Here is a 22,102-nt window from a genome sequence, read left to right on the forward strand (position 1 = left end):
TTACCAGTTTTTCCATTGCCCTTCTGGATCAACACTTGCCAGTCTAACCCATCCATTTTGAACTTTTTCTCGAAATGTGAAATCATTATTTAGCAAACGCTCTATATATTCAATAGGTGCTTGAATTACAATTAGTAAACGAAGTGGTGAATGATACGTCTCACTATCTGACTGCATAACGGACTGCCAAGGTAAACCTGGCAACAAGTCACTTGCATTTCCTTGCATAACACCGAGACCTGCCGTTACAGTTTGGGTTGTTTTGTTTCCACTACCATAATAATGAGGAGCCACAGTTGAAGCGTAATATTGTAAATTTATCCACTGAGCTACTGTTCCTGGTCCTGCAATGATGTTAGCTAATATATCCCCACTTTCATCCTGTTTCCAATCATAATTATGAAGGAAAGCCCTACCTTCTAAGTCACAATCCTGAGTTAATTCACGCTGTCCGATAATAAAAGATGCATTACGGGCTAATCCCCATTCCGGACGTATTTCACTCCAATCTTCTGCAAATCGATGTGCCTCTTTACTCGCATTTTTTATTTTCGTTTTAAAATTAGGTAATTGCATTAAACGCTCTCTATTTGCATGTTGGCTCACATTTGGCATAATTGATTCAATACAATCAAATGCTTCTTGCGCAGTTTCCGAAAGTTCTGGGACATAAATCCATTCCAATTCATCCACGGTTGTTTTATGTTCAGCTGCTGCAAAAATGGTATCCTCCGGAATTTTAATACCTTCGGCAGACAACGCCTCTCTTACTTCTGGAAGATTACATAAAGTAGCAAAAACTCTTGCATTAAATCCTCCTGCTGCTCCGCCACAAGCACCACATTCAAGCGCTGCAGCATAAGGGTTGTTCGTACTTTGACTACTGTGCCCGCACATTACAACTAAAGGCGCGAATTTTTCTGTCAATCCCACCATTTTTAAAGCTTGACGCACATAGTTCACTTTTTCTTCTTTAGTAAAACCGATAGGTATCTCACATTTTGTATCATGAACATGATTAAGCGAAAATGTTGTATCGGGTTTTTGTAACATAGTTTTATGAAGATTACGAATGAAACTCCCTACTCTTCTTGGCACAAAACTCCTTGTCACCATTTGTAAACCAAGTAAAGGGCCACTTACCTCAGGTAGTAACATACTTGTCAGTACATTTTGTTTCATCGTTTTAAACGTATAACTTAATGAGCTGTCTATCTTCTTGCGTTGTTGATAAGATTTGCATTCATTTTCATCCGTGAGCTCTTTTATTTGATGTTTCGGTTTTAATATAACTGGCAAAGAAGGATGACTGTCATTACTACCTAGTTCACTAGTCGCAATTGGTAACCCAAAGAAACCAGCTATTCCAAACGTTTCAAACGGACCTAATTTTTCAAGGTGGCGACGAAACGGTTCTGAACGTACATCAATACAAAATGCTAATTGAGCTAATACACGCTTTTTATCATTAGTTGCACGTTGTTTAGAAGCAATCTTCTCCCTTAATTGCTCTGCATGCGTCTGTTCCCAAGCTTCTAGCCAAATTTTCCTGCGAATATTTTCATCAAAACGATAAGCAAATGCTAATAATTCGCTTTGTTCAGCTGCAGACATTTGTGACCATTCCAGGGTTGAAATATTCCCCCAGTAGATCCAAGAAGCTATAAGTGGGACAATCGCAACTTTTTTCTCAGCCTTTTGATTTTTTATAGGTAAATAAGATTTTACAAGGGCCAGCTCCATAGAAATTCGAACGGCTAAATATTCTATAACGAGTTCCTGCTCCTGAGTTGACTGTCGGGAACGCCATAATATCATTCCTGCCCACCCAGGCAAAGCAAGCAAGTGACCTTCAAGGTAAGCTTGCATGTTAGATTTAGAAATTCCTAATTCAGATAAAGCTCTTGTTAAAGCTATCTCGGCATCCTCTGGCCAATCTTTTAAAACGCTACGCTCATTTTTACTGAGCGCCGGATCAAATGTAATAAGGTGATGCCATGCACGATACAAACCTTTCTCTCGATTTGGCATCGTCCAACTTGACCCGGAGTCATCCAAATATAATTTACACCATTTAATGATGTGATAATTAAGAATATCAAATAGGTTGTCACCCTTTTGATTCTCTATAAGTGAACTTATTGGTTGCATAGAAGAGTCTTTCATACTTCCTGTATTTATATAACTCATTTCTTCTGCCAGTTTATTTAATTGTGGCGATGATAATAAACTAGAAGGTAATTTCTCTAATTTTAAAGCTGCTTGACAAAACTGCTCCGCTTTCTTTCGCGGGATATGAAAAGATTGTGAATCAAGCCAACGAGACAAGCCACTTTGTAAAAATGATTCCTTAATCTCCCCTTTCGCCTTTGCCGAATGAATCATAGTAGCACTAGGATATATATCCACATTACGAGTTTCTTTTAACCAATCTGCAACTTGTTCAAATGATTGCTTTTCAAGTCCCATCCAAGGGTGATGAGCTGCAAATGTAGCAATCGGCCAAAGTGGTGCAATCACTCGGCTAGCAGATTCAACTAAATCATTCATATTCTTTTCTTGTACTTCAATGTTTGTATCTTTCTTTCTTAAGGTTTCTTTCGTTACGATTGACGGTATGCTCATCACTGATTACCTCCCTTTGATACATAATGTTTCAGATAGCTTGGATGACTTTCTACTGACTTTTGTCTCGCCTCACCTACTCGAACGAACCAAAGATACATTACAGCAAATATAGTAGAGGATTGATTACGAGTAACGAGAGTACTAATAGCACTACCAAATAATAAGAGACATATAACAAAAATAACGGCTGAAGCTGAAGGTTGAACATTTTGATACATGTCAGTATGCAACCATTTATAAAGAGAATTATGAACGGTAAAGTAAATGAGAGAAAATCCAACTAAAATAAATACGCCAACAATTCGTCCCATTCTTCCCTCTCCAAAAACAACAAGTTGTTTCCATGAAAAGTATAATGACCACCCTAAGATGAACGCACTAACTAATTCATACCCTTCTCCAGAAGTCGTAAACCAAAAAGCAATCGCTATACATAATCCGAAAACACGTCCGACCATAATCCATAAATTAGATATCTTTTCATTAGACTGCTTCACTGCCCCAAAACGTTGCATTGAAGAACCAGCTTGTAAAAACAGTGTAGCTTTAAACAAACCATGTAAAATTAAATGAATAACAGCCGCCAAATAGGCTCCTAATGCGCATTGAATAAGCATAAACCCCATTTGTGCAATAGTTGACCCCACTAGCTGACGTTTATAATCAACTTGAACTAGGCTAATTCCTGTTCCGATTAAGACAGAAATACTAGAGAAAATTAGTAAAATGATTTGTGCCATATCATCATGAAAAAGAGGTGAAAATCTAGTTAACATGATACCGCCAGCATTTACTAACCCCGCATGCATAATAGCAGAAACAGGCGTTGGAGCAACAGCTGACTCAATTAACCATCTTTGAAAAGGCCATTGTGCTGCTGGAATCATCACAGCTAATATAATGAATAAGTTAATTCCTGTTTTCTCCAATGTTCCAAATTGAGCTACATTTTCATTCGTTAAAACTGATGTTAACTGCCACTGTCCAGTGACTTGAAAAAGCCAAATGATAGCTGCTAGCAAGGCAATCCAGCTTATTGTAAATAAATAACTAGAAATTTTTGTTGCTTCACTAACTACTTTCCACCCTTTATTTAGCCCTATGAGTAGAACCAATCCTATAAGAGTTGCTCCCCAACAAATAATCATGAAACGAAGATCATCACTTAACCATGCAACCGAAGATACACCTGTAGTACATGTAAAAAGTGCAAAGTATTTTCGATATGAGCGATCTCCCAGTAAGTAACGTATAGAAAAACGCTGAATGATTAGACCAATTGTAAGAACAAAGAAAGCCATGAACCAAGCTAAAGTATCTAGATGCCAAGGCCCCACAACTCTATCTCCATTGTGATTAACAAGTGCGAGTAAAGAAACCAATGAAGGCAAAGCAGCGATACCGATATGGATATGAACAAAACGTAAAGGTATCCTTGCATGTAAAAACAATAATCCACTTAGCCAAGAAGCGCTAAGCGCCATAAAAAATAATGTTAACAGTGTCGATGAACTCAGCGAAATTAACATGTATAATACTCCCTTTCAAACGAAAATAAACTGTAAAAATTCCTTTTAATTACGATAGTTTTTTAATTTCAATTTTCATTCACTCTTTTTAGTACATCGTTTTTTCCCATAAAAAAAACCGACAACTTCCATAATTCAATGATTTTATATCATCATTGAATTATGGAGATTGTCGGTTTCCCTTCAACTAACTTCAATAAAGTTTTTTGAAGAGCTCCCATTTTATAGAGGATAATGTATGTATTACTCCTGTTAAAAAGAAAAGTATATTTCTAATCTCCTAGATTGTGCAATCAATATATCAATTTATGTTATACGCTATCTTTTAATTAAGAAACTTTTTCATTTAGTCAATATTACATATTAAAAAAATGCTAAAGCCTTAATTATAGCAAACTGTTAAAATGAGCATCTATTAATTTTTAAAACAATTATAAGATAAACCATATTAAGCAATTTGTCAATTTCTTTATCAGTTTTTAAGATTTATTATACTTAAATAACTTCAGATTTTTAATTATTAGTATGTTAATAAAGTGCAAAACTTGTAGGTTTCTTAATCCTTCCACTAATCTTAAGATGTTTTTTATTTTTAAAACTTTTCCTCAAGATTATGAAGCAATTTAAAAATCATTACTCGTTCACCTGTACGGGAACTTATATCCGTATGAAAGCTTTTCACTTTCTCTCCAGTTAATTCTAGTATAATCTCTTTTAAATCTTCAATTCCAGATTCAACTAACTCCGAACGATTTTTCTTTATCGTTAACATACCGTCTTTTGTTTCGCAAACAGTATATTCAGCCGGCGTTAAAATACCTTGTAAATTTACGATAATCATATCCCGTAATATATCTGTCTTAACTGATATAGACCCGCGTCCTAGGTAGTCCTTTTCCCAGTGAGTAATTGCTTTACTTATCTCTGATTCAATAGAACCTTTTGAGTTTTTCATTTATGTATCCTCCTTAAATAAAATAAATTTACAATAACAATATAATAATCTGGATTGATTTTATTTTCAATTATTGAGAAGAATTTATTGGGGTTGTTGCAAGGTATCCTTTCATATCATAGTGATTTTTTATATTCCAATATAGATTTTTTTGATCATTCCCAACAAGATACTCTTACAATAAAGGCTCTGTTGCATAGATTTCTAAAAAGGTCATTATGGGGGGAGTTGTATTTTCTTAGCTTGATAGCGATGGGGCAGGACCCCTGTACGTTAAGAGATTAGGTTGTATATTTGAGGAGATGTACGAGACAGGTGTGAATTTAGGGTAATCTAATATTTTCCATTCAAATATGATAGAATAGAAGTATATCCAAAACGGAGGAATAACAAATGAACTCAAACACAAAACAGTTTATTTATGATATCCAGCAACGAAAGAACAATTATATAGAGAATGCTTTAATAGCAATACAACACCCTAAAAAAGAGCAATCTGAACAGGTCATTCAAAATATAGTAGAGAAGATGGATATGATGATTAGTCTAGTTACTACGTACATGAGGATTGAATCTGGATCTACGAAAGAATTAAAAGAACTTCAGAAAGAAATTATCCATGCTCAAGCATATATCCAAAAACGAAAATTTGAAGAAACACAGAGATAAAACCCTGTGTTTTTATTTGATGCTCTATGACGCTAATCTGTTATAAATCAAATTACATGTAATTTGATTATTGTTTTGGCATAATCCATACAATTTGTTGAATGCGTACAATATATGGTACCGTATCTTCAATGAGCAAATGATCAGGTTTCACATCCTTTAATTTACCTCTTATATTTCCTCTTACAGTTTCAATAACCACATGTTTACCAATTATTGATTGTAATGTCTGATATACATAGGGATTAGGCACACTTACCATATGTTGTTCACTCAAGTCATTTCCTTTCGAATAACTCATTCTATAAGACTCCTTTCTAACTTGCATTCTTTCTACTAATATATGATATAAATCTTATAAATATGCTAGAAGGATAATTCATTATATGAACGGAAATAACATTTTAATAAGATACGGTTTCTATTCCTAAATTGCTAAAAAATTATTTATATAAAGTTACTTTTACTAGTTAATAGGTGATTATATAGGGATATTTTGAATGTACATCTAGGTTGTTCCTTTCAGCATATGTATCATTTTAAATACGCCCTTTATTAGAATAGTACTCATACTTTTTTTGAGATTCTTTCGTAATACGTGCGTTAAGTAAAATTGCTAACAATAAAAACACTCCATATTTTCCTCCTGTAGCTCCTATGATAATCACACTACTACAAACAAGTATAATTAATAGGATAAACGAAACTAAATAAATACGGTCATAATTCTTTGACATCTTCTCGTATTTTATGCGTTCTTTCCTTGCATCCATCTAAATTCCTCCTTTAAATAATCCATTTCACTCTCAAATAAATCTAGCCCTTAAGAAGGAAACAATCTATCGTTTTAAATAATTAGTTTGTTTTTTATCAACTAATTTATATAACGTAAAAAGAAATCCTACCAATATTAAGCTCTCCACCATGATAATCCCGACCCTCTCCTTTCTTTTAATCCCAACAAATCAGATAAAAGTTATGTATATCCCATATTAGCTGCAACAAGCAAAAAGGATCCCCCTTCTCTTAAAGGCCGATCCTTTTCTCCTTGTATGCAACTATTTTTACCTATTCTTGATTAATTAGAATAATAGCTGGTCCATCTACACGAATTCCACCAACTTCGATTTTTTCATAAGACTCAACTGTAATAGAGATGATCCCTTCTCGCTTCTTTAATTCATTACTTAATTCTTTTGTTAACATTTTTTTCATGTGTGTACTCCTTCTTACTGCTTAATTTACTATTGGTATGTAAATAAAATTTAAATTGGTTTCCTGGTCTGGAAACCAATTTTTTGTAGTTGACCATATGGTGTTACCAGTTCGTTTATCAATTTTACGTAAAGAAGATAAACAATTACTATTCACCGTCTCAGTAGATATAAGACACTCTTAAAGATAGTGGTGAGATTCATTGTTTTTTCTTCTAGAAATAATGACTTAGATAGTATATTACCTAAAACAATGAAAGCCCTACCTCTCTTTCATCCTTACGGCTCCTTGTCCGTGCCAGTGTGAATCAGGATTGTAAAAATCAAGTGACTATTTAATCGAGTTATTTGATGAAACTTCAAACGTTCGTAAAAGAAATTTAAAAATAAAAATGGATTAGATTGAAGTAGTAACAAAAGAGGTATCTACTCTAAAAGTGAGTTGAAGAAATTGAATATCTTTGAAATACTTTCCTTTTAATAATCAATGTATACCCAGAAAATTCAGGATATTTCCGAGGGATGTCATACAGTATTTATAATAAATCTCAACAGAAACTTTTTATTTGTTTTTCAGTGATTCCTTTAATTAATTCTAGCTCACTGACCAAAAATTTATATGCATCATCCAACAATTTTTTTTCGCTTGTATTCAGTGCTTTTTCCTTCTTTATACGGATTAAATCACGTATAACTTCAGCACCTTCTTGTATTTCACCCGTTTTTATTTTATCTGTGTTTACTTTATACCTTTGTTTCCAAGGCATTAATTCGCCTGATTCTCCATGCTGAAAAATGTGTATAATGCGCGTTAATGTAAGTATATCAATAACTGGGCGTATATTCGAACTCAATATTTTCCCCTTAGGAATCATGATTTGCATATTACTAATGGACATTTTTATGACATAATAAAGTTGCTTTTTCCCTGAGAACTCTTTTTCTTCTATGGCTTCAATTATACCTGCTCCGTGCATTGGATAAACAATGTTATCGCCAATTTGAAACATATAACCCACCTCCATATGTGGTAACCTTCTCAAGCTTAACACATATGTTATTTTTTATCAAATATTTAATAATATCATGAGTTTATTTTTGGTGTCAATCACTTTTTTCTTCGGAAGTTAAATTAAGGAAAACAGCCGTAAAATAATAGAGAGCGTTCTAGATTTCGAATAAAAGAAAAGGGAATTCCCACGCGTATATTCTGAAATCTCTACTCATTAACGTAGATCAGTTTTTCCTTGAAAACGGCCAAATCGATCCCGTATTTTTTTCAATCTTATATGATACTCCAAAATCTCAATTCTTGCTTTTTCTGCTAGAGGGGCAATTGGTCGTAAGTCTTTTAACCCCCAATACTCAACCACTACATCAAGTACTTGATCAAAATATTGTAGTGGCCCATAGTTTGCTTCTTTTGCAATCACAGCCATTCTATTTTCAAAATCAGGCATGACGGCACCTGGCATTTTAAAATTCTTAATCACATTGGCAATATGGTAGCAATAATTTGGTTCCAATTCTAAATGTGTTCGAATAACGTCTCGATAAAACGCATAATGAAGTGTTTCATCTTTTGCAAGACGGCGTAATAATGTAGCAAGATCTGGATCATGCTTACTTGCCACCTTAGCTACATTATTGTAAAACACCATTGTTGCAAGTTCTTGTAGTGTCGTATACGTCATGGCTTCGATTGGTGTATGAAAATCAGGCTCAAATCCACACTCAACGACTGATTTTCTTAATTCATGTATACGTTTAGGATTTACACTTCGAGTGAGTAGTAAATATGTCTCTAATAAATTCGAATGTTGATCCTCTTCTGAGGTCCAAGTATGAATAAAGTCTGTAATAACAGAAAGGGAACCTTTAAAAGTCGCAGATAAATACGTTGTAAACCATGGTAAATTCACTTCTGTTAATAAAGCTGTTTCAATGGCCGTAATTACACCAGAAGGGAGAGTAACTTGACTTTCATCCCAAGGAACTCTTTTAAAGTCCATTCCCTTATCCCATGGTAAAAACTCATGATAGCCCCAGTCTATCTTCTGCGCTCTTATTTTATGTTGTTCATACAGTTTTTTTAAACGTGGTTCTAATCGGAAATCTAAATCATTTGTTAGCATATAAGTGCCCCCTTTTCTTACCATGAATATTCAGCTTATTTTTATCTCTAAAAATTTTCTACAAATAAATATTACTTTCCTTTTTTTAAATCAAACATAACAAACTTGTAACAAAACTCTTTAAGAGTGCTATATTTTCATAGGATTTTTTTATCAAAAGAGGGACCGTTACATCTATTTTCTTTTTTATAAAATAGATATTGAGGCAAACAATATGTTAGTTAGTCAAAATAAAAACTAACCTCAGTAAATACAGAATAACATTCATGGATAACGATACTCGTCATGTTGTAAATTTTGGTGAGTGTAAAAAGGTGCATGCCTATAAAGAATCGTTTTATAATAAAGATTGATAGTGTTTTATAAACACTATCAACTTATTTAGACGTAAGATTATAATCCAATATATTAGATTAAGCGCTTGAAAAAAATATAGTTGATGAGATAGCCTTAAACGACAATTCCCAACAAGCTTAATGCACATTGGCTATGATGAGTTAGACCAAATTTTGTGAAACAGTATACCAAAAAAGGGAAGAGGCGATAAACATGCAGTCAACGGAAGCGCATATGAAGGAAAAACAGCGTAGAGAAAAAATAGAAATTATATTTAGTCACAGGGTAAAAGGGGAGAATTTTTTTCATGGTTCTTCCTATCAATGGAAAAACATTGTATATCAAAATTATAATAGGATACAACAAAAAGAGTTGGAAATTGAACAACTCATTTCGAAAATGGAAAAAGAAGGGATCCGTTTTACGCAGCACCGTTCACTCATACACTATCCCGTCATTGATTTCGTAAAATATATAGCTAAGATTTATAAGGAGCCCCTCGAAATAAAATAATCATATTTATAAAAGGTTTATTTCCGGGGATTTTTTTAACTTAAAACCAGGGGTACCGCCCCATTTCCATCAAGATAAAGTTTTATAACACCCCCAAAACGAAATTTTTAGGTTTTATTGTGAAAAAAGCTTATTTATCGTTTTGGAGGTGACCTGTTTTCTTAGGTTGATGGGATACCGCCATCAACCTAAGATTACCCAAAGATCTAATATTGGTCCTAAAGCCATGCCATTGCTTCTCCACGACGAGATCGTGGAATACATCAATCACAGCCTTTTCTATCGAACTTGTAGCAACTGCCCAGCTGATTCCATTGAGAATATGTAAAATCACTAAGCATATAGCCCCTGTTATCCAAGTATAAAAATACATTGTCTTTACAAATAATACTCAAACATTTTTGCAACCTTTTCTTTTATTTTTTCTTTTATAGATAATTGGTTGACGTCAGAGGATGTTACTTGCTTTGAATTTTGTAAGTCTGCATTAATCACTGGTTTTATTCTCGAAATATAGATAGGGTCATGAATATAACAGTTCATTTCTTCATTTAAATGAAACGAGCGTGAATCAAAATTCACGGTCCCAACCATCAATACTTTTTCATCAATCAAAAATACTTTACCGTGTAACACCCCATTTTTATAACCATATACTTCCATCCCCTGTTTTAATGCTTTTCGGATATATGGATATGCTGCTTCTTTAACTAATAGTGCATCCGAATGAGGTGAGAATAGAATTTTGACACGGACTCCCCTCTTTCTTGCATCTACTAATGCGTTCCAAATAGTTCTGTCTTTTGGTATAAAATAAGGTGTTAATATAATAATGGATTCTTTTGCTTGTTGAAACAGCATTTTATAATCTTGCCCAATTTTTTCTCCGCTATAATATGCAGTAAATCGTTGCGAGGTTGCTCCCTTTTCCTTTACCGCATTGTGTATCGGAATCGGTTTCTCTGAGTTTCTCTTCCAGTCTAATACAAATTGTTGTTCTAAATCTTGAACTCCTTCTCCTCGTATTTGAAGATGATAATCTCTCCAATAACCAAGTTTTTCTTTTTCCCCTAAATACTTCTTTCCGATGTTGAATCCGCCAATGTAACCAACCTTTCCATCAATAACTGAAATACGACGATGATTCCGATGATCCAAAGAAGAAAAAAGATAAGGGAAAGCAGGTTTATTGTAATATGTAAAATGAACTCCTTTTTTAACTAATAATTCTCTTTCCTTTTTCTTTAGTAAAATTCCACCTAACCTGTCCAAAGCATAGTATACTTCTACACCTTCTTGACTTTTTTTCCGTAATAACTCTAGAAACTGATGGCTTACTTTATCATCAGCAATAGAAAAAAAGTTAACATGCACGTAATGCTTTGCTTTCTCTATATCTGAGAATAGTTGATTGTTTAACGGTTTCCCATCTGTATACAAAGTAATATCACTTTGACGCATAGGGTATTGACTAGAATTCTGGCTAAATACCCCATTTTTTTCGGCTATCGTTCTGTCAATTTCACCCCAAACAAACAGAACTAAACATCCACCGATAAATAAAAAGAGGAATACTCGAAAAATTCTTCCTATCTTTTTCAGCATATTGAATCTCCTTTATATATTATCGTTTTATTTCTGTTAGTTTTTGTTATTGGGACAAAACTATTCCATGCATCTATTAGCTAAAAAAAGCCTTCTTTGAATGATTAACTATAAAATTTCTCATTCGCATAACCCTAAAATTGGAATTCGTACGACGATAACAAAATAGGCACTCTATATTTTGAAGTACATTTACAAGGAGGAATACTACATGACAGTAAGTACTAAACTTAAACAAACTATCGCTGGATTAAAGAGTGCTCAAGCATGCCTAGAAGGATTTGTTCTTGATACTGATAACAAGCAAGCAAAACAATTATATAAAGGTGCAGCACAACAAGCTCAAGAAATTATTGAATCTTTAAATCCTCGTCTTCAACAAATTGAACATGAAGAGCCTCAGTACAAGTAATAACATAATACCTTTCACATAGAATATCGTCCCCATGGAAGAGTGCCCAGCTTAAATAACGATTATCATAATGCTAATTACGCTTAAAGGGTCTCACCATATTGCCATCAATTTAAGAATTCAAAATTACCCCAAAACGAAAAAATTGGCATCCTCAGGTGAAAATGTACATTTTTTTGTTTTTGGGGTACTTCAAAATGTTGGGTTGATGGGCATTTGATACTATTTTTTATTATGCATCTCTAAATTTTAGAGAATGTTTACAGCTGTAATTTTGCAGGTTGAAATAGCAAACCTAACGATTGTAGTTGGATTTATAGGTAAAGTACCTAGAACTATACCAAGACCTGTTTGTTCCACGTTAAAATCTACTGCAGTAGAACCAGTACTTGCTAAAAGATTCACTGTAGAACCAATAAGCGTATCTAGTAATTCCCTAATTGGTCGTTCGCGACAATCACATTCACATCCTAAGTCTACAGGTGGAAGTAATGTTATAGATGGCCCCGGCGGTAAAAAACCTACCCCTGTTACATCAGAAATATTGACTACAAAGGATGTGGAACCATCTGTAACTGTAACTAAAAAATCATTTACAGAAGTAATAGTAAATAAAAAGAAAAGTGGTGGAGCGTTTGGTGCATCTGCAATAGTGCCAAGAAGCACTGTTTCCCCAATAAGTTGTTGTAAAACATTCTGCATAGGTAAAACACAGCAATCACAAAGGCAACCTTCAGTTGCTCCTGTTGGACCTGTTAAACCTGTTACTCCTGTTGAACCTGTTACTCCTGTTACTCCTGTTGGACCTGTTGCTCCTGTTGGACCTGTTGCTCCTGTTACTCCTGTTGGACCTGTTGGACCTGTTACTCCTGTTACTCCTGTTGGACCTGTTGAACCTGTTACTCCTGTTACTCCTGTTGCTCCTGTTGCTCCTGTTGCTCCTGTTGCTCCTGTTGCTCCTGTTGCTCCTGTTGCTCCTGTAGGGCCTGTCCCTCCCGTTGGGCCTGTTGGTAGAGTAAATGGTGGAATTGGTGGAAGTGTAGGACCAATTAAATTTGAATTAAATGCATTAGCTTGAAGTATTTTGTTTTTATCAAACATGTAACTACCTCCTACAGATATACTTTATTATAGGAATATATACAATTAGCCTTCATAAAATTTATTTATCACCATATAATATGCTATATCTTTACTATTGTGTGTTTTGTGATGATCCAATGATAGTATTTGTGTATTAATAGTAAATTTGGTTCTGGCGCAAAGAGTGCACCCATTCGAAAGAGGTATATAGAATTTTAATGAAGCCTGTTCTTGTGGGTATTTCACAACATGCCTATCAAATTAAGCGACTTTAATAGCCCTAAGTAGAAAAAATACGCTATTCTTTCTGTAGAATCATAGGAAAGGATGGCGTTTTTTATGTCTGTTTCTGTGTATGACGAATTACAACTATTTGCTCAAGAGATTCAAAGTTTTTTATCTCCAAATACCTTACGGGATCTTGCAAAAGATGTTGGCTTTGTACAACGAACCAGTAAGTACCAAGCAAAAGATTTAGTAGCTTTATGTGTATGGTTGAGCCAAAATATAGCTATGACTTCTTTAACTCAGTTATCTAGCTGTTTAGAAGCATCAACAGAAGTACTCATCAGTCCTGAGGGACTGAATCAACGGTTTAATAAGGGGGCCGTCCAACTTTTACAACACCTACTAGCCGAACTACTAAGCAAAAAATTGGCCGCATCTATGCAGATTTCTTCTCCATACACTTCTGTTTTCAAGCGTATTCGTATTTTAGATTCAACTGCATTTCAACTCCCGGATATATTTTCATCGGTTTATCCAGGTGCAGGAGGATACAGCCATACAGCTGGGATAAAAATTCAACTTGAGTATGATTTGTTAAGTGGACAGTTTCTACATATTCATACAGGTCCAGGTAAACAACATGATTGCACTTACGGCTCTCTGTGTGCCCCAACTGTGACAGCGAATGATTTATGTATCCGAAATTTAGGTTATTTTCATTTAAAAGACCTTCAATATATACCAGATAAAGAGGCCTACTATATCTCTCGTATCAAGTCGAATACACGTATTTATCAAAAAAATCCTAATCCTGATTATTTTCAAGACGGAAGAATTAAGAAAGGTACAGAGTATATACAGATAGATATGGAGACGTTAATGAGCTCCCTTCAACCAGGACAAACATGTGAAATAGCTGATCCTTATGTAGGAATGACTGATAAAGTCCCAACTCGTGTGATTGTTCATCGACTAACAAAAGAACAACAACAAAAACGATTACAAGATCAAGTTGTAAGAGAAAAAAAGAAACAATCTTGCTTATCATTGACGTAACACGGGCTTAGCTTGATAGCGATGGGGTACCGCCACATACCCATCAAGCTAAAGATGTATATTCCATGCACTTCCGTTCTTGATGCTCACATGCTCGATATTTTTATTTGTTTTTAAAGTTTGCTTTTGATTAAAAGGGAAAATACACGCTATAAAAATAAAACCCCAATATCTCTATATTAAAATCGAGAAATCGAGGTTTAGTCACGAAACAATAGTTTTTATTTAAAACAGATAACTAATTAATAATCCTGCCGATAATAAGAAGCCAAAAATCGTATTTGTCATCGCTGTTGATTTCATTGCAATGCGCATATACCCTGGATCCTTTGCTCCTTTTTGGAAACTTTGAATGGCAGAGATTGGTTTTCTCAAACCTAGGAACATAACTAATGCCCAAGGGCTTATATAACCCATCAATACAATCACCGCGATCCATAAATAAGCAATGAAAAAGGCTACAGCTAATGTTACTATTGCTTTTTCTCTCCCAAGGAGGATTACTAATGTCTTTCTTCCTCCTTTAATATCCTCTTCGATATCTCGGATGTTATTAGACATGTTAATTGCACCGACTAAAATTCCAATTGGAATGGAAATCAATACACTTTCAATTGTTATCGTATTCGTTTGAATAAAGAAAGCGATGAGTACAAAACATGTCCCCATTAACAATCCAGAAACTAATTCTCCAAATGGAGTGTACGCAATTGGTAATGGACCACCTGTATATAAATAGCCAACCGCCATCCCAATTAAACCAATGACGACTAACCACCAACTGCTATTCATACAAATATAAACTCCAATAATTGCTGCTACTACATACAATAAAAGCGCAACTGTTAACACATTTTTTGGTTTCAATCCGTGACGGACAATTCCACCACCGATGCCAACAGAATCAGCGGTATCTAATCCACGTTTGAAATCATAATACTCATTAAATAAGTTCGTCGCTATTTGCAATGCTAAACATGCAACCATCATTGCAATAAATAAAAGCCAATGAATTTCGGCAACATAAAGCGATGCCACTGTCCCTAAAATTACAGGAGAAAATGTCGCCGTTAATGTATGCGGGCGCGTCATCTTCCATATTAATTTAGCGGAACTAATTTCTTTTTCATTCCCCATAACTCTGTTCAATCTCCCTACCTTTTAAGTATAAATGACTAGCAGTATCTTTCTCTCTATTTCCTGCTTCACATCTATTATATCAAAAAAAGAATTGGCGATAGAACTTTCATGCTCTTGCTTGCACGATAACTTTGCATCAAATCATCCAGTTGTAAATCTGCTTGACGTAACAATTCTTTAATACCAATTGGTAGTGTCCGTGCTGCCCACTTATATACTTCTCTTCCATTTTGAACTATCTTCCCATGTGTTTTTAAAGGATTTCCAAACATGGTAGTAGATAAATTTTTACGATATACATGCATACCTCCTTCCCCATTTGTCCCAATATGGGTAGCTATAAAGCTAGACACTTCTTCATCTCTCTCTACTAAAACAGCTGCGGCTGCGGCTCCATCTCCAAATAAGATACATGTAGTTCGATCTGTATAGTCTGTAATCTTAGATAAGGTTTCTGTCGTTACAATTAAAATCTTACGATGAAGACCAAATGTAATTAAACCATTCGTCAGATGTAATCCATATGTAAAACCAGCACAAGTCGCATTGAAATCAACAGCGCCTGTATGCTGAATATTAAAATGCTCTTGTATTTGGCAGGCTACACTTAGAAAAGTGTAGTCAGGCGTAGTTGTTGAAACGAGAATACAATCCACGTCGACAAGACTTTTATGATAACGTTCCACTAAGTTTTCAATAGCATTAAAAGCTAACGTGGAAGCATATTCGTTATCACCAACAATTCTTCTTTCCTTCATCCCAGTTCTTTGTACAATCCATGCATCATTTGTATCTACTAGTTTTTCTAAATCATCATTGGTCAGCTTTTTTTCAGGTACATAGGTACCAATAGCTGTAATTCGTGCTTTTGATTGCACACATTTATCTCCCCTTTACTATATTTACACTTAGTTATATAATCAAATAATAGTACCAGGTTATAAATTCTGTCGATATTCGAACATGAAATTTTAGGAAATTAAACTAACTAAAATATCTATCTATGGTATAAAGGAGAGAAATTCATGTTCAATATTCAACAAATTAAAGAAATTATTCCCCATCGTTACCCCCTTTTATTAAGTGATTGGATCATTGAAGTAGAAGAAGGAAAGCGTGCAGTTTGGCTCAAAAATATTGTGACTAATGAAGTATTTTTTACTAGTTTTTTCTGATTATTCAGTCTTTATTAGCATCCTTATTGTAGATGCCCTTTTAACATGGATAAAAAAAGTAGGAGTTTATTGAAAAGTTTTCTGGAGAAGGACAATGCTAAAACCCTGCATTAATGGAGAAATAAAAGAAATTTAGAATAATTTAAAGGGAGAAGAGTGATGATTGATATTTTAAAGATTTTTGCGGCCTTAGCTTTGGGCTACCTTTTAGGCAGCCTTAATACAGCGGTGATTGTAGGGAGAATATACGGAAAGGACATAAGAAGCCATGGAAGCAAAAGCGCCGGGCTTACCAATACTCTGAGAGTACTTGGGAAATCTGCTGCGGTGTTTGTTCTTGCGGGAGATATATTAAAAGGGATAATTGCTTGTTATATAGGCTTGTTCCTTAGCGTTTACTTTTATTCGGGAGAGGCTAAAGATTGCGTAAGCCTTTTAGCGGCAGGCGCAGGGGCGGTTATAGGGCATAACTGGCCGATATATTTTGGGTTTAAAGGGGGCAAGGGAGCACTTACAGCAATGGCTGTGCTGTTTATGATTGACTGGGTTATGGCCCTTTTATGCCTTGGCTTTTTTGTGATAATAGTAGCTTTAACCCGTTATGTCTCTTTAGGTACAATATGTGCTACATTGCTTGTTGCGGTCATTTCATTTATTCCTGTTTTTGGGAACACCTTATATTTTTACATATTTGCATTCCTAATGGCGTTTATGGTTATTTTCAGACATATGGAAAATATAAAAAGGCTGCTTTCAGGAACAGAAAATAAACTTATTTTTCTGCGGCATTGAGCATGTCGTCAAAATGGAAAAAAATCGGGGTTAGTTAACCGTCTAAGAGGTACGGCAACGATTCATCCCAAAAAAAGAAACGAACAAAAATGTTCGTTTCTTTTTTATGGTGCTTAATGCTCAAGAAAACTTATAACCGCATAAGTATATAGAACGACTAGAGCAAAGGCACATATTCCCATAATTATAATCGCTAGTGCGCTTTTCTCTTGTCTAAACCCCATAATTCCAAGAATAAATGCACTCAACATTGTTACCTTAAGCATTGTAGCAAGGTTGGGAATTGAATATCTACTCAACCAGGTAGAGAAACTTACAATTACAGAAAAAGAGAACAAAGTTAGAACAATAGATAATATATTAATGTGCTTCCCATACTTCAGTTGCATTTCGCTAACCTCTTTTCATTAGTGAATAATAGGTAGGTGACTATATTTTTATTTTATTCTAAATTTTCTTTAAAATATAGAACAAAAAGAAAAGGTTGTCCCAAAAAGTCGCTAAATAGTTACTTTTGGCAACCTCTTTTCTTTATTTTTTACTTTCCTCTAGTTTAGAGATACTTGTTTCTTTTTCAGGTAACGTATCAAAAAAATCCGTTGCTCAAATTCGAACAACGGACCTCCTTTATATGAACCAATGTAAAACATCCTCGGCAATCTCTTCCGGTCTATCCCAATGCATTAAGTGCCCTGTATCTGTATAAAGCTTAGTCGTAATATCAATATGCTTCCTAAATTCCGCAATCTGCAATTCTCTTATTTCTAAATAATTATGTGGAAGATCACAATACAATAGTAAAATATCGCTTTTAATTTTATGAGATTCCAACGTTTTATACACCGTATATTGAAACTTAATTACACTTCTAGCCGTATCGCCAGTAGCATGCCATTTCACTTTATTAGCTTCTTCTCGCATTAAGTCATAAACCGCACGTTCTATTAATGGTGACCATCTACTGTAAACCATTTTTTCTGATTGGATGAACGCTTCTTTACTGTCAAAAATATATTCATCAAAATCTTTTTCGTAATGGGTAATTTCTTCCTCTAATGATCGCGGTGGACACTCTCCTTCTTCCGCATCTTTATATAGATTCGCAAAATAATCCGCATTCATTTTACCATGATGATAACCACCATCTAACAATACCATTTTATTCACTTTTTCTGGACATTTTGCTGCATAGTGAAGCGCAACGCTTGCTCCCCATGAATGTGCTACTATATGAAATGTTTCTTTCCCTATCCCCTCAAGTAACGCTACTACCCAATTTGTTAAATGGGATGCACCGTAATCTTCATCCTTCCCAAAACTTGGTGTTTTCCCATGTCCTGGTAGATCAAACGATACAATATGATATTTATCCTGTAAAAGCTGCGCTATTTCGATAAAACTTAATTTTGTACTTCCTAAACCATGAAAACAAATGAGTTGAGGATTACTTTTATCTCCCCATTCACAAACATTTGCTTCATATTCGCCAAATTCTACAAAAAAGTGATTCATTTTTAATCTCCTCTAATTATTAGATGTAAATTAGTTTGAATACAAAATTGTTTTTTCAGAATAAATAAATTCTACAAATGTATCCAAATCCCTTTTTCGCAAATAATTTTTATAGAATACGAGAGTTAGAAAGCACCAAACGCTTATCATTTAAGTTAATGGTTAGATTACATCTTCACGCCTATGAAATTAATATAGTTTAATAATTGTACTATACGTTTATCATATGTGTGATTTCTCAAAGTTCTATCCAGTCCATTTTTTGCTATTTGTTTTCTTTCTTGTACATGTTCCAAATAATACTCTGCTTTTTGTATAAACTCCCGTGCACTATTAAACGTTTCTATTTCAACACCAGGTATGTAATGCTTCGCTACATCTGGTCGTATATCAGTTAATTGAAAAGAACCTACGGCATTAATTTCAAACGTCCTATTATTTACTGAATAGGCTTGGATATTTGCAGCATTACAATTCAATTCCTGATCATTTGGTGAACGGTGTAAATTTATATTGATTTTAGTTGATACGTAAAATTGTAACGCATCTTCATACTTTGCAAGTGGCAAAATTTGTATTTTATCCTTTAACCTTTCGTAATTCTTTAACTTCTCCCAACCGAATCCCACAATTTTTATGTTTTTTTCTGCTAAATACCCTGAAATAGAATCAACAAAGGTAAGTCTATTTTCAAATGCTGTGCCTATAAAACTAAGATCATACTTATATGTATCTTCTTTCTGAGAAGGTTTAAACACATCTTGATTTGCTGCTAACGGAAGATGAAACACATTATTACATCCTAACGCTCTATAAAACTTGATACAATTTAAATCTTGTGTAAATATGTAATCATAATACGGCACAAGATGTTGTGTTACATCCGTATAATACGGATCATCTGTCAGCCAAAGTCCAGTAGTAAAACCTGCACTCTTTAGTACTGGCATGACACTAATAATTCCCTCGTTTAAACCACCGAGTACCAAAATAAAATCCGGTTTCATTTTTAATGCGGTTTCTATCGCTCGTTCCGGGTTTACCATAATTGTATTACTGTTTACCTTTTGTAAACTATTCAAAATTGCTTCTTCGATCATTGGATAATAAAAAGGAATGCCTGATTGAATAAATAAAATTTTCTTAGGCGTATTGTCTTTCATGTCATCTCCCCTATTTCTACATAATCAAAGTGCACGAAAATTAGCAGTCTTTATTTTTCATAACATCTTCTTTTACATGTATAAGCACCGTTTATGTCCATTATGTTGCACTTCCCCTCATTTTACAGGCTAACGAGATTTTGGAAGCTGTTACGAAGGGATTAAAATTAGGTTATATTCAGCCCAATTATTAAACATAGAAAATGAATACGTAAAAAAAGAGCCTGCTCGTATGAGTTGGCTCTTTCTCTTTTACAATATCTAATACACTCTACAGCAAAAAACATGGTTAAGATCAAATTATTTCCAAACAACACCTCGCCGCTCATATTCCATTCTATATTCAACAGCAGCTGCAATTTTAGGACTTGCGAATCTTTCCGTGATCCAAAGTCCTAAATCAACTCCTGAAGTAACTCCTCTTGCGTTAATAACATTCCCTTGATCCACAATTCTGTAAGGAAGCAGTTCTGCTCCATATTCACTCATTTCATTCTGCGCCAAATGATGCATTGTCGCCTTTTTATCATTCAATATACCGGATGCAGCTAGTAACATACCTCCAGTACAAACTCCAGCAACGATCGTTCCTTCATTGTGCATCTCTCTAATTATTTTAGTCAAAGTACCAAGTTCAGCTTGCTTTCGCGCCCCCTGCTCAGCTTTATGATTCCAGCCTCCACCAGGTACAATTAACAAATCTGGGCGATTATCCATTCGTAAAAAATCATGTAGTTTAACCGTCACTCCAAATGAAGTAGTAACTTCTTGTTTCGGTTCACTTGCTACGAGTTCAACCGTAAACGGAGCCCCTTCTTCTATCGCTCTTTTCAATACTTCAAAAGGTGCAAAAGAGACAAGCTCTCCAAAACCATCAAACAATACAATTTGTATTTTCATTTTTTGAACACCTCATATACTTTCTTTTTCGCATCCAAAATTAGAAGAATAAATGTTATCTACAAATTAACAATGAAGATAGTCTCTCTCCTCTCACTCTATAAACTTCCAAATGTTTTTCCAATTCCCTCTCATCACTTATTACAAGTAGCGTTTTCTTCACAAAGTTCCAATTTAAACTACCGGATAACCATAATAATGAAGAAAGTCTTTTATAATCATTTGATGTTAAAATATTATGGGCCTTATACCCTTCTAAAAATGCTCTAGCAATTTCCGCACATACTACATGTGACTCTATTCCTTCCTTTCGGGAATACCACTTTAATAAAAAGGCTAACCCTTCCATACGATCTACATATCCAATCGATTCAAAATCTACAATCCCTTTTACACATTGATTTGAATCCCAAATGACATTTAAAGGATTTAAATCAGTTTGTACAATAAACTCCAAATCACTCGTATGTGCGCATTCTATATGATACTTAGCAAGCTCTATATACCCCCGCAATTCCTTGCATGTACCACCTTTATTGTCTAATAGCTTTATAAACTCACCATATCCATCTAAATGAGATTTCTTTTGAAAAATCGGGCTTTGAAACGTACTAGAAATATCATGTATCTTTCTTGCTTCCTTTCCAAAGACTTCTGCCATCGTTTCTGTACAATGAGTAATATGTTCCCCTTCAATCCAAGTAGACAATACAAACCGGTACTGTTCGTCATTCCAAGTGAGTAATGTAAAGCAATCCCCCGCCATATTCTCCTTAATTTGCATAAACGGAATTCCATGCTCTCGTAAATAATACGTAAACCGTACTTGCTCTTTCAATTGTTCATTTGATAACATCCCAAAGGCCGGATTGCTTGTTCGATCGCTATTTATAAACCGTGCGGAATATCGATTTCCATTTACGATGATTTTATAATGCAAATCTGTATGCCAACTGTTTTTATGTAGTTCTTCTTCCACTATTAGTGAATGAATTTCTTTAAAGTAGTTTATTAATATGTCTTTTATTATTTGTTTCATCCTATTTTCCTTTCATGT

Annotated in this window: 20 protein-coding genes and 3 pseudogenes; 6 read left to right on the plus strand and 17 right to left on the minus strand. The window is 34.5% G+C overall.

Annotated features, from left to right (window positions below):
* The 3 genes from ABH961_RS20885 to ABH961_RS20895 all read right to left on the minus strand — a co-directional run bounded on the left by ABH961_RS20885 (position 1) and on the right by ABH961_RS20895 (position 5,112).
* Complete coding sequence (locus ABH961_RS20885; RefSeq protein ID WP_098080434.1) at positions 1 to 2,625, minus strand: DUF2309 domain-containing protein; 2,625 nt, start codon at positions 2,623 to 2,625, stop codon at positions 1 to 3.
* A complete protein-coding gene (locus ABH961_RS20890) occupies positions 2,625 to 4,157 on the minus strand; it encodes an NADH dehydrogenase subunit 5 (protein ID WP_098080436.1) in 1,533 nt (510 codons plus the stop codon). The genes ABH961_RS20885 and ABH961_RS20890 overlap by 1 nt, the downstream gene beginning before the upstream one ends.
* A 592-nt stretch (positions 4,158 to 4,749) precedes the next feature.
* Complete coding sequence (locus tag ABH961_RS20895) at positions 4,750 to 5,112, minus strand: Na-translocating system protein MpsC family protein (RefSeq protein ID WP_000798165.1); 363 nt, start codon at positions 5,110 to 5,112, stop codon at positions 4,750 to 4,752.
* 393 nt (positions 5,113 to 5,505) lie between these two features.
* Here ABH961_RS20895 and ABH961_RS20900 point away from each other — a divergent pair, with 393 nt between their 5' ends.
* On the plus strand, positions 5,506 to 5,781 hold the full coding sequence (locus tag ABH961_RS20900) for a hypothetical protein (RefSeq protein ID WP_001087713.1): 276 nt from the start codon (positions 5,506 to 5,508) through the stop codon (positions 5,779 to 5,781).
* A gap of 67 nt (positions 5,782 to 5,848) precedes the next feature.
* On the opposite strand, the gene ABH961_RS20905 is transcribed toward ABH961_RS20900, so the two are convergent.
* From ABH961_RS20905 to ABH961_RS20925, 5 genes are all read right to left on the minus strand, one after another.
* A complete protein-coding gene (locus tag ABH961_RS20905) occupies positions 5,849 to 6,082 on the minus strand; it encodes a YuzF family protein (RefSeq protein WP_098048389.1) in 234 nt (77 codons plus the stop codon).
* A 238-nt stretch (positions 6,083 to 6,320) separates the two neighbouring features.
* Entirely contained in the window at positions 6,321 to 6,554 is a 234-nt protein-coding gene (locus tag ABH961_RS20910; protein WP_098048388.1) for a hypothetical protein, read from the minus strand.
* Positions 6,555 to 6,849: 295 nt separating this feature from the next.
* Positions 6,850 to 6,996 carry a BC1881 family protein gene (locus tag ABH961_RS20915; protein WP_000738548.1) on the minus strand — a complete coding sequence of 49 codons (147 nt, stop codon included), beginning with the start codon at positions 6,994 to 6,996 and terminating at the stop codon, positions 6,850 to 6,852.
* 547 nt (positions 6,997 to 7,543) lie between these two features.
* Entirely contained in the window at positions 7,544 to 8,005 is a 462-nt protein-coding gene (locus ABH961_RS20920) for a CarD family transcriptional regulator (protein ID WP_000486298.1), read from the minus strand.
* 216 nt (positions 8,006 to 8,221) lie between these two features.
* Positions 8,222 to 9,130 carry an acyl-ACP desaturase gene (locus tag ABH961_RS20925; protein ID WP_098642951.1) on the minus strand — a complete coding sequence of 303 codons (909 nt, stop codon included), beginning with the start codon at positions 9,128 to 9,130 and terminating at the stop codon, positions 8,222 to 8,224.
* Between the two features lie 549 nt (positions 9,131 to 9,679).
* On the opposite strand from ABH961_RS20925, the gene ABH961_RS20930 reads away from it, so the two are divergent.
* Complete coding sequence (locus ABH961_RS20930) at positions 9,680 to 9,979, plus strand: hypothetical protein (RefSeq protein WP_001191994.1); 300 nt, start codon at positions 9,680 to 9,682, stop codon at positions 9,977 to 9,979.
* 378 nt (positions 9,980 to 10,357) lie between these two features.
* Here the strand turns inward: ABH961_RS20930 and ABH961_RS20935 are convergent, their stop codons facing one another.
* A complete protein-coding gene (locus tag ABH961_RS20935; RefSeq protein WP_048543702.1) occupies positions 10,358 to 11,584 on the minus strand; it encodes a phospholipase D-like domain-containing protein in 1,227 nt (408 codons plus the stop codon).
* Positions 11,585 to 11,795: 211 nt separating this feature from the next.
* Between ABH961_RS20935 and ABH961_RS20940 the strand changes: the two genes are divergently transcribed.
* Complete coding sequence (locus ABH961_RS20940) at positions 11,796 to 11,996, plus strand: DUF1657 domain-containing protein (RefSeq protein WP_000218931.1); 201 nt, start codon at positions 11,796 to 11,798, stop codon at positions 11,994 to 11,996.
* A gap of 249 nt (positions 11,997 to 12,245) precedes the next feature.
* Here the strand turns inward: ABH961_RS20940 and ABH961_RS20945 are convergent, their stop codons facing one another.
* Positions 12,246 to 13,097, minus strand: a complete 852-nt coding sequence (locus ABH961_RS20945; RefSeq protein WP_098222077.1) for an exosporium leader peptide-containing protein — start codon at positions 13,095 to 13,097, stop codon at positions 12,246 to 12,248.
* A 321-nt stretch (positions 13,098 to 13,418) separates the two neighbouring features.
* Between ABH961_RS20945 and ABH961_RS20950 the strand changes: the two are divergent.
* Positions 13,419 to 14,339: pseudogene (locus tag ABH961_RS20950) on the plus strand (IS4 family transposase); the annotation flags it as partial.
* Between the two features lie 249 nt (positions 14,340 to 14,588).
* Here ABH961_RS20950 and menA read toward each other — a convergent pair.
* Positions 14,589 to 15,500, minus strand: coding sequence for a 1,4-dihydroxy-2-naphthoate polyprenyltransferase (gene menA / locus ABH961_RS20955; protein WP_098152481.1), 912 nt, complete (start codon positions 15,498 to 15,500; stop codon positions 14,589 to 14,591).
* A gap of 160 nt (positions 15,501 to 15,660) precedes the next feature.
* Positions 15,661 to 16,381: pseudogene (locus ABH961_RS20960) on the minus strand (ketoacyl-ACP synthase III); the annotation flags it as partial.
* Positions 16,382 to 16,528: 147 nt separating this feature from the next.
* Between ABH961_RS20960 and ABH961_RS20965 the strand changes: the two are divergent.
* Both ABH961_RS20965 and plsY read left to right on the plus strand, forming a co-directional pair.
* Positions 16,529 to 16,718 (plus strand): annotated as a pseudogene (locus tag ABH961_RS20965) (hotdog family protein); the annotation flags it as partial.
* Between the two features lie 119 nt (positions 16,719 to 16,837).
* Positions 16,838 to 17,470 carry a glycerol-3-phosphate 1-O-acyltransferase PlsY gene (gene plsY / locus ABH961_RS20970; protein WP_048543696.1) on the plus strand — a complete coding sequence of 211 codons (633 nt, stop codon included), beginning with the start codon at positions 16,838 to 16,840 and terminating at the stop codon, positions 17,468 to 17,470.
* A 113-nt stretch (positions 17,471 to 17,583) separates the two neighbouring features.
* Here plsY and ABH961_RS20975 read toward each other — a convergent pair whose 3' ends face one another.
* From ABH961_RS20975 to ABH961_RS20995, 5 genes are all read right to left on the minus strand, one after another.
* The gene (locus tag ABH961_RS20975) at positions 17,584 to 17,859 is read right to left on the minus strand and encodes a hypothetical protein (protein ID WP_098080440.1); all 276 of its coding nucleotides are present in this window, start codon (positions 17,857 to 17,859) and stop codon (positions 17,584 to 17,586) included.
* 238 nt (positions 17,860 to 18,097) lie between these two features.
* Complete coding sequence (locus ABH961_RS20980) at positions 18,098 to 18,982, minus strand: alpha/beta hydrolase (protein ID WP_404519917.1); 885 nt, start codon at positions 18,980 to 18,982, stop codon at positions 18,098 to 18,100.
* Between the two features lie 167 nt (positions 18,983 to 19,149).
* Positions 19,150 to 20,145, minus strand: a complete 996-nt coding sequence (locus tag ABH961_RS20985) for a CgeB family protein (RefSeq protein ID WP_098848173.1) — start codon at positions 20,143 to 20,145, stop codon at positions 19,150 to 19,152.
* 300 nt (positions 20,146 to 20,445) lie between these two features.
* Entirely contained in the window at positions 20,446 to 21,045 is a 600-nt protein-coding gene (locus tag ABH961_RS20990; RefSeq protein ID WP_098080528.1) for a DJ-1/PfpI family protein, read from the minus strand.
* Positions 21,046 to 21,100: 55 nt separating this feature from the next.
* On the minus strand, positions 21,101 to 22,084 hold the full coding sequence (locus ABH961_RS20995; RefSeq protein WP_404519919.1) for a phosphotransferase enzyme family protein: 984 nt from the start codon (positions 22,082 to 22,084) through the stop codon (positions 21,101 to 21,103).
* Positions 22,085 to 22,102: the final 18 nt, after the last annotated feature.

Source organism: Bacillus sp. RC251 (assembly GCF_044908765.1).
Taxonomy (GTDB): Bacteria; Bacillota; Bacilli; order Bacillales; family Bacillaceae_G; genus Bacillus_A; species Bacillus_A wiedmannii.

Bases quoted from the DNA above. Each gene is read 5' to 3' on its own strand.
- ABH961_RS20885 (WP_098080434.1), bottom strand. From the start codon at position 2,625: ATGAGCATACCGTCAATCGTAACGAAAGAAACCTTAAGAAAGAAAGAT.
- ABH961_RS20890 (WP_098080436.1), bottom strand. From the start codon at position 4,157: ATGTTAATTTCGCTGAGTTCATCGACACTGTTAACATTATTTTTTATG.
- ABH961_RS20895 (WP_000798165.1), bottom strand. From the start codon at position 5,112: ATGAAAAACTCAAAAGGTTCTATTGAATCAGAGATAAGTAAAGCAATT.
- ABH961_RS20900 (WP_001087713.1), top strand. From the start codon at position 5,506: ATGAACTCAAACACAAAACAGTTTATTTATGATATCCAGCAACGAAAG.
- ABH961_RS20905 (WP_098048389.1), bottom strand. From the start codon at position 6,082: ATGAGTTATTCGAAAGGAAATGACTTGAGTGAACAACATATGGTAAGT.
- ABH961_RS20910 (WP_098048388.1), bottom strand. From the start codon at position 6,554: ATGGATGCAAGGAAAGAACGCATAAAATACGAGAAGATGTCAAAGAAT.
- ABH961_RS20915 (WP_000738548.1), bottom strand. From the start codon at position 6,996: ATGAAAAAAATGTTAACAAAAGAATTAAGTAATGAATTAAAGAAGCGA.
- ABH961_RS20920 (WP_000486298.1), bottom strand. From the start codon at position 8,005: ATGTTTCAAATTGGCGATAACATTGTTTATCCAATGCACGGAGCAGGT.
- ABH961_RS20925 (WP_098642951.1), bottom strand. From the start codon at position 9,130: ATGCTAACAAATGATTTAGATTTCCGATTAGAACCACGTTTAAAAAAA.
- ABH961_RS20930 (WP_001191994.1), top strand. From the start codon at position 9,680: ATGCAGTCAACGGAAGCGCATATGAAGGAAAAACAGCGTAGAGAAAAA.
- ABH961_RS20935 (WP_048543702.1), bottom strand. From the start codon at position 11,584: ATGCTGAAAAAGATAGGAAGAATTTTTCGAGTATTCCTCTTTTTATTT.
- ABH961_RS20940 (WP_000218931.1), top strand. From the start codon at position 11,796: ATGACAGTAAGTACTAAACTTAAACAAACTATCGCTGGATTAAAGAGT.
- ABH961_RS20945 (WP_098222077.1), bottom strand. From the start codon at position 13,097: ATGTTTGATAAAAACAAAATACTTCAAGCTAATGCATTTAATTCAAAT.
- menA (WP_098152481.1), bottom strand. From the start codon at position 15,500: ATGGGGAATGAAAAAGAAATTAGTTCCGCTAAATTAATATGGAAGATG.
- plsY (WP_048543696.1), top strand. From the start codon at position 16,838: ATGATTGATATTTTAAAGATTTTTGCGGCCTTAGCTTTGGGCTACCTT.
- ABH961_RS20975 (WP_098080440.1), bottom strand. From the start codon at position 17,859: ATGCAACTGAAGTATGGGAAGCACATTAATATATTATCTATTGTTCTA.
- ABH961_RS20980 (WP_404519917.1), bottom strand. From the start codon at position 18,982: ATGAATCACTTTTTTGTAGAATTTGGCGAATATGAAGCAAATGTTTGT.
- ABH961_RS20985 (WP_098848173.1), bottom strand. From the start codon at position 20,145: ATGAAAGACAATACGCCTAAGAAAATTTTATTTATTCAATCAGGCATT.
- ABH961_RS20990 (WP_098080528.1), bottom strand. From the start codon at position 21,045: ATGAAAATACAAATTGTATTGTTTGATGGTTTTGGAGAGCTTGTCTCT.
- ABH961_RS20995 (WP_404519919.1), bottom strand. From the start codon at position 22,084: ATGAAACAAATAATAAAAGACATATTAATAAACTACTTTAAAGAAATT.